We start from the raw sequence: 13683 nt of genomic DNA, 5'->3' as shown, positions 1-13683 counted from the left end.
CTTTGATATAATTCATTGTAAACAGTAAACAAAGGAGGAGATTTTTTATGGAGAGAAATGGAGCTGCTGTAAAGAATAGAGGTATAAATTTAAATAAATTAAAAATAAATAAATATATAAATACAAAGACGGTAATTTTTATGCTGCTGGGATTTTTTCTTAGTCGCTTTACCATTGTGGATGGGGTTGCACCCTTTGGAATAGCATTTTTCTTATTTTTTGTTAAATTAGATCAATATAAATATCAAGTATTTTTGTCAACTTTATTGGGCATATTATTATCATTTAATGATGTATCATCTATCGCTAAGTACAGTATATGTTTAGTTATTATTTTTGCTTTTAGTAATAAGATCAAAAAATTAGATTCTGTGGCAAAGATAAGTTTGCTAGGGGCTGCAATATTACTTCCGATGTCTTTAGGACAAACGGCATATTATGGTAATAACAACATATACGATTTTATAATAGTTTTTATGGAGTTTGTAGTCACGTTTATTTCATCATATATATTTTCATTTGGGACAAAGTTCTTAATAAATAACAGGAACAAGATGTACATAAGTCCCGAGGAGGTAGTTTCCCTCAGCCTACTGATTGCCTTTAGTATTATAGGTATAGGCAATATAGGTTTATTTGGTGTTTCAGCTAGAGGAGTTTTAGCAACTGTGTTAATACTTATAGCATCTATACTTGGTGGATCAACTTTAGGTGCTACAAGTGGAGTTATCGTTGGTTTAGGTTTTATGATATCTAACGTAGTATCAGCCTTATATATGGGAGTATATTCTTTTGCAGGCCTTGTATCAGGGGCATTTAATAAATTAAATAAATATATTTCTATACTAGGATATTTATTAAGTTGGATTATAATATATTCCTATACCTCAGGAATAACTTCAAATTTATCAAAAATAATTGATATAGCCATAGGGTGTTTAATAGTTTCTTTAATACCAAAATCATTTTTTAATAAGATGGAGAAATTAGTAAAGACCAAGGTGGACTCTAACGAAGCTGTTTATGAATATATAACAAGAAGCAAGAACTTAACAAATAGCAAACTTATGAATATACAAAGAGTATATAGTGAGTTAGCTAACACTTTTGACAAGGTAAGAGAAAGAGACAAAGTAATTGACCAAAGAGATATATCTACAATAATTGATTTAATTCATAATGATGAATGTCAATATTGTAGTATGCAGCGAATTTGTTGGGAATCAAAATTTAATTATACTTACAACTTAATATATGAAATAATTGAAAAAATAGAGGATGGTGAGATAAGTACAAGAGATATTCCAGAAAACTTTAGGAAAGAGTGTATGAAGCCAGAGCTAATTGTAAGAGTAGCTAATTATTATTATAAACTATATGCTCTAGACTATGATTGGAGTATGAAACTAAGCGAAAGTAGAAAAGTTATATCTAAACAAATAAAAGATATATCCAAATCTATAGAATGTATATCCAAAAGCTTGGATCATGATATTATGTTGAATTTGGATAAGGAAAAAGAAATATTTGATGAATTACAAAGATATAACATAATTGTGGACAAGGTTAATTATATTCAAGAAAATAACGATGATTTTAAAATAACCATCGAAATGAAAAACTGCAGAGATGGTTGCTTGTGTGATGAGAAATTATTAAAAATTATTTCTAACTTTGTAGGAGAATCTTTAGATATTCAAAAGATCGGGTGTCATTGTTTAGGAGAAAGCTGTAAGGTTATTTTTACAAAAGCTGAGAAATTTAAAGTGGTCACAGAGGTAGCAACTATGTCTAGAGATGGTCATATATTCTGTGGAGACAATTATACATTTATGGAAATATATGATGGCAAATATATGATGGCAATAAGTGATGGTATGGGCAAAGGTAAAAAGGCATATGATGAATCATCTGTTACTATAGACATTTTGGAAAACATGATGGAAGCAAAAATTGACAAGGAAATAGTCATAAACACAATAAACAATATGCTTTTACTTAAATCATCTGAAGAAATTTTTTCTACACTGGATTTAGGTATAGTTGATTTGAAAAAAGGAAGATTAGAAACTGTTAAAATGGGTGCTTGCTCAACATATATTAGTAGAGAAAATAAAGATGTGGATATAATTTCATCTTCTTCACTACCAGTTGGAATTTTGTCTGAAATAAATTTAGACAGACATAATGTTAAAATAAAGAATGGTGATTTTATAATAATGGTCTCTGATGGAATTGTTGATGCGGGTAAAAATAATGACTTTGGAGAGAATTGGCTAATATACTTCCTAAAAAAATTAACAACAACTAATCCAAAAGAAATTGCAAATCAAATTTTAGACCGAGCTCTAGAATTGCAGCTTGGGGAGGTAGATGATGATATGACCGTGTTGGTAACTAAAGTTGTCAGCAATTAAAATATAAATATCAACAAAAAAGTATAAATATCTATAAATTTTGTTGATAAGATTGTAAAAAATGTTGATAAATAGGAGGAATATGGTGAAGTAATGTAAATTTGTTAATATAAAAACGTTGAAAATACTAAAACACATTAAAAAAAAGGGGTGTTGATATGTGAATAAGATTGTGGATAAGTTTTGGTTATACACAATATGCAAAATTGAATAATTTGTAAAAAATAAGCCATCCTATTATTAAGTAACTTGATGAAAGGGTGGCTTTTTATGGGCAGAAAGTTATTAAAATTATTAATTGTTTTATTATTATTATTTGGGATTTATACTGAAAGACAAGATATTTATAATGGTTGTGTTACAGTTTTTGCACAAGATGAAAAAGATGAAGAGAAACCAAAAAAAGAAATTGATTATAATAAGTATTGTTGGAATTTATATACCTTATATAAAAATGACGATGCATGGTCAAGAGACTTAAAGAAATTTAATCAAGAGATGAACGAGCTTGAGAACTATACAGGAAAATTAACAAAATCAAAAACTCATTTATCTTTAGGTATGGGAATAAAAGAAAAACTTGATATAAAATTGAACTCTTTATCAGCTTATGCTAAGTTAAAAAAAGATTTAAATAAAAATTCATATGAATATCTAAACATGACAGAAGAAATTAAAAAATCTTATTCTAGGTATATGAAGATTACATCACAGCTGGAGCTAGAAATACTTAAATTATCAGATAAAGATTGTAATAAATATCTATCTGATAAAAAAATCAATAGTAAGTATGGTATGTATATAAAAGATATTAGAAGAAATAAAAAACATTACTTAGATGATAAAAGTGAAAATATACTATCAAACATGTCATCTATAAATGGATTACCTAGTAATATTTATGATTTATTTAGGAATATGGACAAAAAAACCAATATTACTCCTGCAGAATACGAAAACGCTATACAAGACTATAATAGAGAGAAAAGAGTAGAAGCTTATAAAAATGAGTTTCTTCCATATAACGATAATGTAAATACTTTAGCGGGATTGTTAAGTGGTCAGGTTAACAAAAATGTTTTTTATTCTTCAGTTAGAAATTATGACTCATCTTTGCAAATGTATTTAGACTCAGATAATGTAGATGAAAAGGTTTATAAAGGACTAATAAAAACTGTAAGTAAAAATACAGATAGTTTGCATAAGTATGTTAGTCTTAGAAAAAAAGTTTTAAACTTAGATAAAGTATATTATTATGATATGTTTGTACCTATTGTTAGTGAAGGTGAAGAGGTGGTTTCTTATGATAAAGCTCAAGGTATGGTTTATTCTGCTTTGGCACCACTGGGTGATGCATATGGAAGTATAGTTTACAAGGCATTTAATGAAAGATGGGTAGATGTATACTCTAAAGAAAATAAAGTTAGCGGAGGATATTGTTTATCAGTATATGACAATCATCCTTATATACTACTTAACTACAACAGCTCTATAGGAGGGGTATCTACACTAGTTCATGAACTTGGTCATGGAGTTTACGAGTATTTAAGTACTAAAAATCAAAACTTTTATAATTCTTCTCCATCTATTTTTACTCATGAAGTAGCATCAACAACTAATGAAGTGCTTCTTTATGAAAATTTGATTAAAAATGCAAAAAATAATAAAGAAAAAGCGTATTATATTAGCATGTATTTAGATTTTATAAAAAACACACTATATACACAAACTATGTACGCTGAATTTGAAGATTATATACATGAAGCTGCAGAAAATAATAAACAAATAAATGCATTAGTATTAAATGATAAATGGTCTATGTTGTTGAAAAAATACTATGGTGATGATTTTGAAGTAGATCCATTATCTATGGTGGGGTGGGCTAGAATACCTCATTTTTATAATAGTTTTTATGTATACAAATATGCAACAGGATGCTGTAGTGCTGTTACTTGTGCTCAAGATATACTTAAAAATGGACCAGATAATTATTTGAATTTCCTTAAAAAAGGAGGTTCAGATTATCCTTTAAATCTGTTAAAATCTAATAATGTCGATTTAAATAGTCAAAAGCCTATTAAAAATACTATAGATAAATTTGATCAACTTGTAAGTGAATTAGAAAAATTATTAGAAGAGTAGCAATTGCTTAACTAATAATAAACATGACAAAACTATAAGTATGATGATAAAATAAACATGAATATAACTTATTGTATTTTAAGATTATTGGAGGGAATAACATTATGCAAAGGAAAATAAGAAAAGCGGTTATACCTGCTGCAGGTCTTGGGACAAGATTTCTACCAGCAACAAAGGCTCAACCAAAAGAAATGTTACCTATTGTTGATAAACCAACCTTGCAATATATAATTGAGGAAGCTGTTGCTTCTGGAATAGAGGAAATATTAATAATAACTGGTAAAAATAAAAAATCTATTGAAGATCATTTTGACAAATCAGTAGAATTAGAATTAGAACTTGAACAAAAAGGAAAGACAGAGTTGCTAGAAATAGTTAGAGATATATCTAAGATGATAAACATCTATTATATAAGACAAAAAGAACCTAAGGGACTTGGTGATGCCATATATTGTGCAAGAAGTTTTATAGGAGATGAACCTTTTGCTGTTATGCTTGGAGATGATATTGTAGACAATGATGTTCCATGTTTAAGACAACTTATGGATGCTTATGAAGAATATAGAACAACTATTCTTGGAGTTCAAACAGTTGAAAGTGAAAATGTAAATAAGTATGGTATCATAGATGCCAAACATATAGAAGATAGAGTTTACAAAGTTAAGGATCTAGTTGAAAAGCCTGATATAGATAAAGCTCCTTCGAATATTGCTATTCTAGGAAGATATATAATTACACCTGAGATATTTGATATCTTAGAAGATTTACCTATAGGAAAAGGTGGAGAAGTTCAATTAACAGACGCCTTAAAAAGGCTGTCTAAAAAAGAGGCTATGTATGCATATAATTTTGAGGGAAGAAGATACGATGTAGGAGACAAATTAGGTTTTCTAGAAGCTACTGTAGATTTTGCTCTTAAAAAGGATGAGTTAAGAGATGATTTTATGAAATATCTTAAAAAAGTTAGCCTTGAAGACGCTGATAAAGAATAGGTACAAAATTTAGAGAGGTGGTTCATATGGCTAAAAATATGCAAAAAAAAATGACTAAAGTTCTAGCAATAGGAATAGCTGTAATTTTTATATTAACAAGTATATCTACGTTAATAGCAATGTTAGCATCGTCATTATAGGGAAAAAGCTGGTCTTTTGAGACTAGCTTTTTTATTTGAACAAATCCATTATTTATATATGGTCGTACAATAAATAATTATAGTGTATCACATTTATATTTATAATAAAAAATAAAATAGTATGTGGTATACTATTTACTAAAATAAGTATATAATATATAATTTTCTATGAAATATAATAAAGGAGATGGGAAATTAATGGATAGAAATTTAGCATTAGAACTTGTAAGAGTAACAGAAGCAGCAGCCTTAGTATCTTCTCAGTTTATGGGAAGAGGAGATAAAAATGGAGCGGATGGAGCTGCTGTAGAAGCGATGAGAAGAGCTTTTGAATCTGTGAAAATTAAGGGAGAAGTAGTTATTGGTGAAGGTGAATTAGATGAAGCACCCATGCTTTATATAGGGGAAAAGGTTGGATTACAAACAGAAGATTCTATGGAAGTTGATATAGCTGTTGATCCCCTTGATGGAACTACACTAATAGCAAAAGGACTTCCAAATGCCATATCAGTAATAGCTGTTGGAAAAAAGGGTTCCCTACTTCATGCCCCAGACACATATATGAAAAAAATTGTTGTTGGGCCAAAAGCAAAAGGATGTATAGATCTAGATAAAAGTGTTGAAGAAAACATACTAAGTGTAGCAAAAGCTTTAGGTAAAAAAACTACGCAAATGACAATAATGACGCAAGATAGAGAAAGACATAATTATATAATTGAACCAGCTAGAAAATTAGGTTGCCAAATAAGACTGTTTGGTGATGGAGATGTAGCTACAGGTATTGCAACTTGTTTTGAAGAAACTGGTGTGGATATACTTATGGGAATCGGTGGAGGACCAGAAGGTGTAATAACAGCAGCAGCTATAAAGTGTATGGGTGGAGATATGCAAGCTCAAATTTACCCTATGAGTGAACAAGAAAGAAACAGATGTCATGAGATGGGACTATCTGATGAAGATATAGAAAAGAAATTAACGTTAGAAGATTTAGCTAAAGGTGACGATTTATTCTTTGCTGCTACAGGAATTACAGAAGGAAATTTATTAAAAGGTGTAATAAATGTGGGAGATAATAAAGCTAAAACTGAATCTATTGTAATGAGAGGAAAGACAGGAACAATAAGATTTGTAGATGCAACTCATAACCTTGATAAAAATGAAATACTTATTGATTTAATGAAAAAATATAATATGGAATAAATAAAAAGTGGGCAAACTGTCCACTTTTTTATAAATTTAAATATTTTTTATATAGAAGTAGAACTTATTGAAGTGGTAGCAAGGGATTCGTCTACACATGGAACAAACGTATTTTGTTAGTTACCTTAAAAGTAGGACCTATGCAGTGTATTAAACAAAGTAAATTTTTTGTTTTTTGGTGAATAAATTTACAAATAATAGTAAAAATAATAAAAAAGATAAGAACTAGGAGTTTTACGTGTTGACCATGATATTTAATAGTGATATTATTAGTTTATTAAATTTCATATTTAAAAAAAATTACTTTTCTTTTTCACACCCTATATTCCCTATAAAATTAAAATTTAATTACGGCCTTAAATAAAATGTGAGGAGGTTCCTTTGAATTTGGAAAATATAACAATGGAAGAATTGAGTAAAAAGACCTTAGCAGAGCTTAGACAAATAGCTAAAGACTTAGATATAAAATCAGTCACTAAATACAAGAAAAATGAATTAATTGAGTTAATTAATAGCAACTCAAAAAATAATCATGAAAAAGACAAGAAAATATTAAGTAATAATGAAGTAAGCACGAATAAAGAATATCTTAATGAGGATATAGAGGCTAAAGAACAAAAACAGGGAAGAGAAAATATAGATAATAGTGGGGACAGAAATAAACAATTTATTAATAGAAATAGTGATACGGAAAATTTAAAACCTGGTGAAAAATTAGATAATAGATCTTATGTAAAAACTCATAGTAGAGAAAATCAAAACAACTCTCGTAATTTCAACAACAATAATAAAACTTCAAGTATGGAAAATAGAAACCAGAGAAATAATAAAGGTAATTATGTACCAAAAGTTGTTGAAGAATCTAAAATAATTAATGAGTTCAACACATCTAAAGATGATGAAGTAGTTGGAGTTTTAGAAATACTTCCTGATGGATTTGGTTTCTTAAGAGGATCTAACTATCAATCTACAGATGAAGACGTATATGTTTCTCCATCTCAAATAAGAAGATTTAATCTTCAAACAGGGGATAAAGTTAGAGGTATAACAAGACATCCAAAAACAGGAGAAAAGTTTAGAGCACTACTATTTGTACAGAAAGTCAATGAGGAGAATCCAGAAACTTGTATAAATAGAAAATCATTTGTTAACTTAACACCAATATATCCAGAAGAAAGACTAACACTTGAAAAAAGTCAAAACGAAATATCAACTAGATTAATTGACTTAATTTCGCCAATAGGAAAGGGACAAAGGGGTCTTATAGTTGCGCCACCAAAGGCAGGTAAAACTATACTTCTTAAAAGTGTAGCTAATAGCATTGCCAAAAACCATCCTAATGTGGAATTAATAGTATTATTAATAGATGAAAGACCAGAAGAAGTTACAGATATGAGAGAATCTATTAATGGAGATGTTATTTATTCAACATTTGACCAAGTATCAAATCATCATGTTAAAGTAGCAGAAATGGTATTAAATAGAGCTCAAAGACTTGTTGAACATGGAAAAGATGTTGTAATACTTCTTGATAGTATAACAAGATTAGCAAGAGCTTATAACTTAACAATATCACCAACAGGAAGAACTTTATCAGGAGGTCTTGACCCAGGAGCATTACATGGACCTAAAAAATTCTTTGGAGCAGCTAGAAATATTAGACAAGGTGGTTCATTAACAATACTTGCCACTGCATTAGTAGAAACAGGTTCTAGAATGGATGATGTAATCTTCGAAGAATTTAAAGGAACTGGTAATATGGAGTTGCATCTAGATAGAAAACTTGCTGAAAAGAGAATATTCCCTGCTGTGGATATTTATAAGTCAGGAACAAGAAGAGAAGACTTACTACTTACAGAAGAAGAAAAAACGGCTTTATGGAAATTAAGAAAAGAAATGAGTAATAATTCTATATTAGAAGTCACAGATAACTTAATCGATGCGCTAAAGAAAGCAAAAAATAATGAAGAATTTATAAGAAGTATTAAGTAAAAAATATAAACCTAAAATCATATGATGAAGAAATATAAAAATCCTTGTATCACTAAAAAACATGTGATATAATGATGTAGTTGAAGATGAAAACTTAAAATTAATATAATTAATTTAGAATATAATTGAAAAAGAGGTGACTAAGAATGCAAAAAGATATACAACCAAAATACAATGCAGTTGAAGTACACTGTGCATGTGGAAATACTTTCATGGCTGGTTCAACTAAGGACGAAATAAGAGTTGAAATATGTTCAGAGTGCCATCCTTTCTATACTGGAAAGCAAAAGAACATAGAAAAAGGTGGAAGAATCGACAAATTCAAAAAAAGATTCAAAATGGATTAATTATTGTAAAAAAAGGGGTTGGTTATCCAACCCCTATTTTATTTCCCTAATTACTAAAAAATACATAATTTTAGAATATTATCAATAATAACATTAGATAAAAGCTTAGGAGGTTCGAAAATATGTATAGACCAGTAAACCATGGTTATATCGAAGTAGTAGTTGGACCTATGTATAGTGGAAAGAGCGAAGAACTAATAAGAAGATTAAAAAGAGCTAAAATTGCAAAACAAAATATTGTTGTATTTAAACCTCATATAGATGATAGATATAGTAAAAAAGATGTTGTATCTCATAGTGGGGACAGTATAGAAGCTATTCCAATAAAAGAAGCATCAAGTATTTATGATTTAATAGATGAAGATGTTCAAGTAGTTGGTATAGATGAGGTGCAATTTTTTGATGAAGAAATAGTAGATATTGCTGTTGACTTAGCTAACAAGGGAATAAGAGTTATAGCGGCAGGTCTAGATATGGATTTCAAAGGAGAACCATTTGGTCCTACACCAAGACTTTTAGCGGTTGCAGAATTTGTAGATAAAATTCAAGCTATTTGCTCTGCGTGTGGTCAACCAGCAACAAGATCTCAAAGATTAATAGATGGAAAACCGGCAAGATATGATGATCCTATTATTCAAGTAGGAGCTGTAGAAAGCTATGAAGCTAGATGCAGAAAATGTCATGTGGTGAAATAAATTATTAACCCCTTAAAAGTATAATATAATACTCTAAGGGGAATTTTTATATTATAATGATTTTAGAGTTATAAAAATTATTATGAGGAGTATTACCATGAAAAAGCAAAGTGTTGGAGGGCAAGCTGTAATTGAAGGAGTTATGATGCAGTCTAAGAATTACAGAGCAATTGCTGTTAGAAAAAGTAATGGAGAAATTGAATTAAAAAAACAGATAATACAAAGCTGGATAAAAGATAAAAAAATAGATAAGATACCTTTTTTAAGGGGTTCATTTATATTATTTGAAACTATGATAGAAGGTATGAAAAGCTTAAACTATTCATCGGAATTTTTTTTAGGGGAAGATGAGGAAGAGGAAGATGCAATAGATAGATTTCTAAAAAGAATATTTAAAGATAAAGCTAATGATGCAATTATGGCAGTATCTCTTATTTTAGCAATGATTCTTTCTATTGGATTATTTGTATTAATACCAACATCTATAGGAGGGTTATTTTCATCATTTATACACAATAATATAGTGCTTAATTTGATTGAAGGTTTATTTAGAATATGTATATTAATACTATACATGTTGTTAATATCTAGAAATAAAGATATAAAAAGAACATTTATGTATCATGGTGCAGAACATAAGGCCATTTATTGCTATGAAAGTGGTTTAGAATTAACAGTAGAAAATGCAAGAAAATTTACAACACTACATCCTAGATGTGGTACAAACTTTTTATTTATAGTAATGGCAACATCAATTATATTATTTTCTTTCTTTGGATGGCCCAATATTCTAGCTAGAATAGCAATGAGAATATTATGCATACCTATAGTTGCTGGCATATCTTATGAAATAATAAAATTTCTTGGGAAATATAATAATATATTAAGTAAAATTGTTGCATATCCAGGAATGATGCTTCAACATATTACTACAAATGAACCAAATGATGAACAATTAGAAGTTGCGATAAAAGCATTAAAGGCTGTAATTTAAGATAAATAAGGAGAAACTTATGACTATTAAAGAAATAATTATAAGATATTCAAAAGAACTTGAAGAAATAAGTCCTACACCTAGACTGGATGTAGAAATATTATTACAAAAAGTATTAAATGTAGATAGATTATATATACTTTTAAATTTAGAAAAATCTATAAGTGATGATGAAGAAAAATTATTTTATGAATTTATAAATGAAAGATTAAACAATAGACCTATTGCTTATATTGTTGGAAATCGTGAATTTATGGGATTGGATTTTTATGTTCAAGAAGGTGTTTTAATACCAAGACCTGATACGGAAGTATTAGTAGAAGAAGTTATTGAACTAGGTAAAAACAAAGGTACTATAAATATTCTTGATATTGGAACTGGATCGGGAGCTATTACTGTAAGTTTGGCTAAATATTTAGATAATGCAAAGGTTACCTCTATAGATATATCAGATATAGCCTTAGAAATAGGGAAAAAGAACGCTATAAATAACGATGTAGACCATAGGGTGAATTTTATTAAATCAGATTTATTTACAAATTTAGATAAAGATATGAAATTTGATATAATAGTATCCAATCCTCCATATATAAAAAGAGAAGTTATTGAAACTTTAGATAAACAAGTAAAAGATTTTGAACCATACAATGCTTTAGAGGGTGGAATCGATGGCTTGGATTTTTATAGATCAATAACAAAAGGAGCAAAAAACTTCCTTAAAAAAGGAGGTATTTTAGCCTATGAAGTAGGTCATGATCAAAGCGAAGATGTTAGTAAGTTAATGGAGAGAGATGGATATACTAATATATATACTAAAAAAGACCTACAACAAATTGACAGAGTTGTTATAGGTAGTGTTTTATGATATAATGAATTGCTTGAAATTGTACGAAAAAAGAGGTGAACGGTATGTTAAACAAACTACAGGTTTTAGAAGATAAATATATAGATTTAACTGAAAAAATCAGTGATATGGAAATAATAAATGACCAGAAGGTCTGGCAAAAGTATATGAAAGAACATGCAGATTTAGAGCCTATCGTTTTTAAATACAGAGAATATAGAAATGTATTAAATGACCTTAGTGAATCTAAATCTATATTAGAAGAAGAATCTGATGAGGATCTAAGAGAGTTAGCTAAAATGGAAATATCTGAACTAGAAGGCCAAGTTGAACCATTAGAAGCAGAGTTGAAAATTCTTTTATTACCAAAAGACCCTAATGATGATAAAAACGTTATAGTTGAAATAAGAGGTGGAGCAGGCGGAGATGAAGCAGCTCTATTTGCTGGTAATTTATTCAGAATGTACTCTAGATATGCGGAAAGAAGAAGATGGAAAATGGAACTTTTAAGTGCCAGTGATACTGGTGTTGGAGGGTACAAAGAAGTATCTTTCTTAATAAAAGGTAAAGGTGCCTACTCAAGACTTAAATATGAGTCAGGAGTTCACAGAGTTCAAAGAATACCAGCTACTGAATCTGGAGGAAGAATCCATACTTCAACTGCTACAGTAGCAGTTTTACCAGAAGTAGAAGATGTAGAAGTAGAAATAAGTCCAAATGATTTGAGAATAGACGTATTCCGTGCATCGGGAAATGGTGGACAATGTGTAAATACAACTGACTCAGCTGTAAGAATCACTCACTTACCTACTGGTGAAGTTGTGTCTTGCCAAGATGAAAAATCACAGTTAAAAAATAAAGAAAAAGCTTTAAAAGTATTAAAAGCTAGACTTTATGATAAAGCTTTATCAGATCAACATGACGAAGTTGCTGCAGAGAGAAGAAGTCAGGTTGGTACTGGTGATAGATCTGAAAGAATAAGAACTTACAATTATCCGCAAGGTAGAGTAAGTGATCATAGAATAAACTTAACTCTTTATAAGTTAGAACAATTTTTAGATGGTGATCTAGACGAGATGATAGATGCGCTAATTACGGAAGATCAAACTAAAAAGATGACAGCAATATAAAATCCCTAAACTTTTAGGGATTTTTTCTATAATCACTTAAATATAATGGAATATAGTGATATATTAATATATAAATATGGGGTGAGTTAAATAGAATGATACTAAAAGTCACGCTGATAGGACTATTGGCTGGAGTATTGGGTACAGGAATTGGTGGAATAGTATCTGCAATATTTAGAAAAGAAGTAGACAAGTATCTTAATTTTTGTATGGGATTTTCCGGTGGAATTATGTTAGCTGTAGTAGTTTTTGATTTGATGAAAGAGGCAATGGAATTAAGTGGTTTAATTTATACGGTGGTATTTACATTTATGGGTGTACTACTAACAATGTTTATTAAGAGTAGACTAGATTTCGCTGAAGATATGAAGTCGGGATATTTAATATTCATAAGTATACTACTGCATAATCTGCCAGAAGGATTGGCAATAGGTTCATCTTTTGTATCAGCACAAACTCTAGGGATAACTCTTGCTATAGTTATTGGACTACATAATATACCAGAAGGACTAGCTACGGCTCTTAGTTTGGCTGGTGCTAGAGTTCCTACAAAAAAAATAATTTTATTTACATTTATAGCAGGTATACCTATGGGAATAGGTAGCTTTTTAGGTGTATATTTTGCAGGAGTTTTTAAATCTTTAATTGGTGTATTTCTATCTTTGGCAGCAGGAACAATGTTATTTGTAGTTTTAGATGAAATAATGCCGAAATCTAAAAGTCTATATAGTATAATAGGTTTTTTAACAGGCACAATAATTGTATATTGTATATAGGTTTACTAAAGAAG

At 29.3% G+C, this 13683-nt stretch carries 11 protein-coding genes; all 11 read left to right on the top strand.

What is annotated here, in order from left to right; genetic code table 11:
• Nucleotides 1–47 precede the first annotated feature (47 nt).
• The 11 genes from spoIIE to JW646_RS08170 all read left to right on the top strand — a co-directional run bounded on the left by spoIIE (nucleotide 48) and on the right by JW646_RS08170 (nucleotide 13669).
• A complete protein-coding gene (spoIIE, locus tag JW646_RS08220) occupies nucleotides 48–2417 on the top strand; it encodes a stage II sporulation protein E (protein ID WP_074919695.1) in 2370 nt (789 codons plus the stop codon).
• 270 nt (nucleotides 2418–2687) lie between these two features.
• Nucleotides 2688–4559, top strand: coding sequence for an oligoendopeptidase F (pepF, locus tag JW646_RS08215; RefSeq protein ID WP_228417248.1), 1872 nt, complete (start codon nucleotides 2688–2690; stop codon nucleotides 4557–4559).
• 104 nt (nucleotides 4560–4663) lie between these two features.
• The gene (galU, locus tag JW646_RS08210) at nucleotides 4664–5551 is read left to right on the top strand and encodes a UTP--glucose-1-phosphate uridylyltransferase GalU (protein ID WP_018591946.1); all 888 of its coding nucleotides are present in this window, start codon (nucleotides 4664–4666) and stop codon (nucleotides 5549–5551) included.
• 338 nt (nucleotides 5552–5889) lie between these two features.
• Nucleotides 5890–6891, top strand: a complete 1002-nt coding sequence (gene glpX, locus JW646_RS08205; RefSeq protein WP_074919693.1) for a class II fructose-bisphosphatase — start codon at nucleotides 5890–5892, stop codon at nucleotides 6889–6891.
• A gap of 402 nt (nucleotides 6892–7293) precedes the next feature.
• Nucleotides 7294–8883, top strand: a complete 1590-nt coding sequence (rho, locus tag JW646_RS08200; RefSeq protein WP_074919770.1) for a transcription termination factor Rho — start codon at nucleotides 7294–7296, stop codon at nucleotides 8881–8883.
• A 146-nt stretch (nucleotides 8884–9029) separates the two neighbouring features.
• On the top strand, nucleotides 9030–9230 hold the full coding sequence (rpmE, locus tag JW646_RS08195; protein WP_018591942.1) for a 50S ribosomal protein L31: 201 nt from the start codon (nucleotides 9030–9032) through the stop codon (nucleotides 9228–9230).
• A gap of 122 nt (nucleotides 9231–9352) precedes the next feature.
• Nucleotides 9353–9925: a thymidine kinase gene (locus JW646_RS08190; RefSeq protein ID WP_074919692.1), complete on the top strand. Its 573-nt coding sequence runs from the start codon at nucleotides 9353–9355 to the stop codon at nucleotides 9923–9925.
• Between the two features lie 97 nt (nucleotides 9926–10022).
• Nucleotides 10023–10919, top strand: a complete 897-nt coding sequence (locus tag JW646_RS08185; RefSeq protein ID WP_074919691.1) for a DUF1385 domain-containing protein — start codon at nucleotides 10023–10025, stop codon at nucleotides 10917–10919.
• A 19-nt stretch (nucleotides 10920–10938) separates the two neighbouring features.
• Nucleotides 10939–11784 (top strand): peptide chain release factor N(5)-glutamine methyltransferase, encoded by an 846-nt coding sequence (prmC, locus tag JW646_RS08180; RefSeq protein ID WP_148556992.1) that lies wholly within the window; start codon nucleotides 10939–10941, stop codon nucleotides 11782–11784.
• Nucleotides 11785–11828: 44 nt separating this feature from the next.
• Nucleotides 11829–12893, top strand: a complete 1065-nt coding sequence (gene prfA / locus JW646_RS08175; RefSeq protein WP_074919689.1) for a peptide chain release factor 1 — start codon at nucleotides 11829–11831, stop codon at nucleotides 12891–12893.
• Between the two features lie 95 nt (nucleotides 12894–12988).
• A complete protein-coding gene (locus JW646_RS08170) occupies nucleotides 12989–13669 on the top strand; it encodes a ZIP family metal transporter (protein WP_228417247.1) in 681 nt (226 codons plus the stop codon).
• Nucleotides 13670–13683: the final 14 nt, after the last annotated feature.

The organism is Terrisporobacter hibernicus (assembly GCF_020809405.1).
Classification (GTDB): Bacteria; Bacillota; Clostridia; order Peptostreptococcales; family Peptostreptococcaceae; genus Terrisporobacter; species Terrisporobacter petrolearius.
This window is presented reverse-complemented; position numbering and strand designations above follow the sequence as displayed.

What these genes read in the sequence shown, in the direction of transcription:
- spoIIE (WP_074919695.1), top strand. Translation starts at nt 48, where the DNA reads ATGGAGAGAAATGGAGCTGCTGTAAAGAATAGAGGTATAAATTTAAAT.
- pepF (WP_228417248.1), top strand. Translation starts at nt 2,688, where the DNA reads ATGGGCAGAAAGTTATTAAAATTATTAATTGTTTTATTATTATTATTT.
- galU (WP_018591946.1), top strand. Translation starts at nt 4,664, where the DNA reads ATGCAAAGGAAAATAAGAAAAGCGGTTATACCTGCTGCAGGTCTTGGG.
- glpX (WP_074919693.1), top strand. Translation starts at nt 5,890, where the DNA reads ATGGATAGAAATTTAGCATTAGAACTTGTAAGAGTAACAGAAGCAGCA.
- rho (WP_074919770.1), top strand. Translation starts at nt 7,294, where the DNA reads ATGGAAGAATTGAGTAAAAAGACCTTAGCAGAGCTTAGACAAATAGCT.
- rpmE (WP_018591942.1), top strand. Translation starts at nt 9,030, where the DNA reads ATGCAAAAAGATATACAACCAAAATACAATGCAGTTGAAGTACACTGT.
- JW646_RS08190 (WP_074919692.1), top strand. Translation starts at nt 9,353, where the DNA reads ATGTATAGACCAGTAAACCATGGTTATATCGAAGTAGTAGTTGGACCT.
- JW646_RS08185 (WP_074919691.1), top strand. Translation starts at nt 10,023, where the DNA reads ATGAAAAAGCAAAGTGTTGGAGGGCAAGCTGTAATTGAAGGAGTTATG.
- prmC (WP_148556992.1), top strand. Translation starts at nt 10,939, where the DNA reads ATGACTATTAAAGAAATAATTATAAGATATTCAAAAGAACTTGAAGAA.
- prfA (WP_074919689.1), top strand. Translation starts at nt 11,829, where the DNA reads ATGTTAAACAAACTACAGGTTTTAGAAGATAAATATATAGATTTAACT.
- JW646_RS08170 (WP_228417247.1), top strand. Translation starts at nt 12,989, where the DNA reads ATGATACTAAAAGTCACGCTGATAGGACTATTGGCTGGAGTATTGGGT.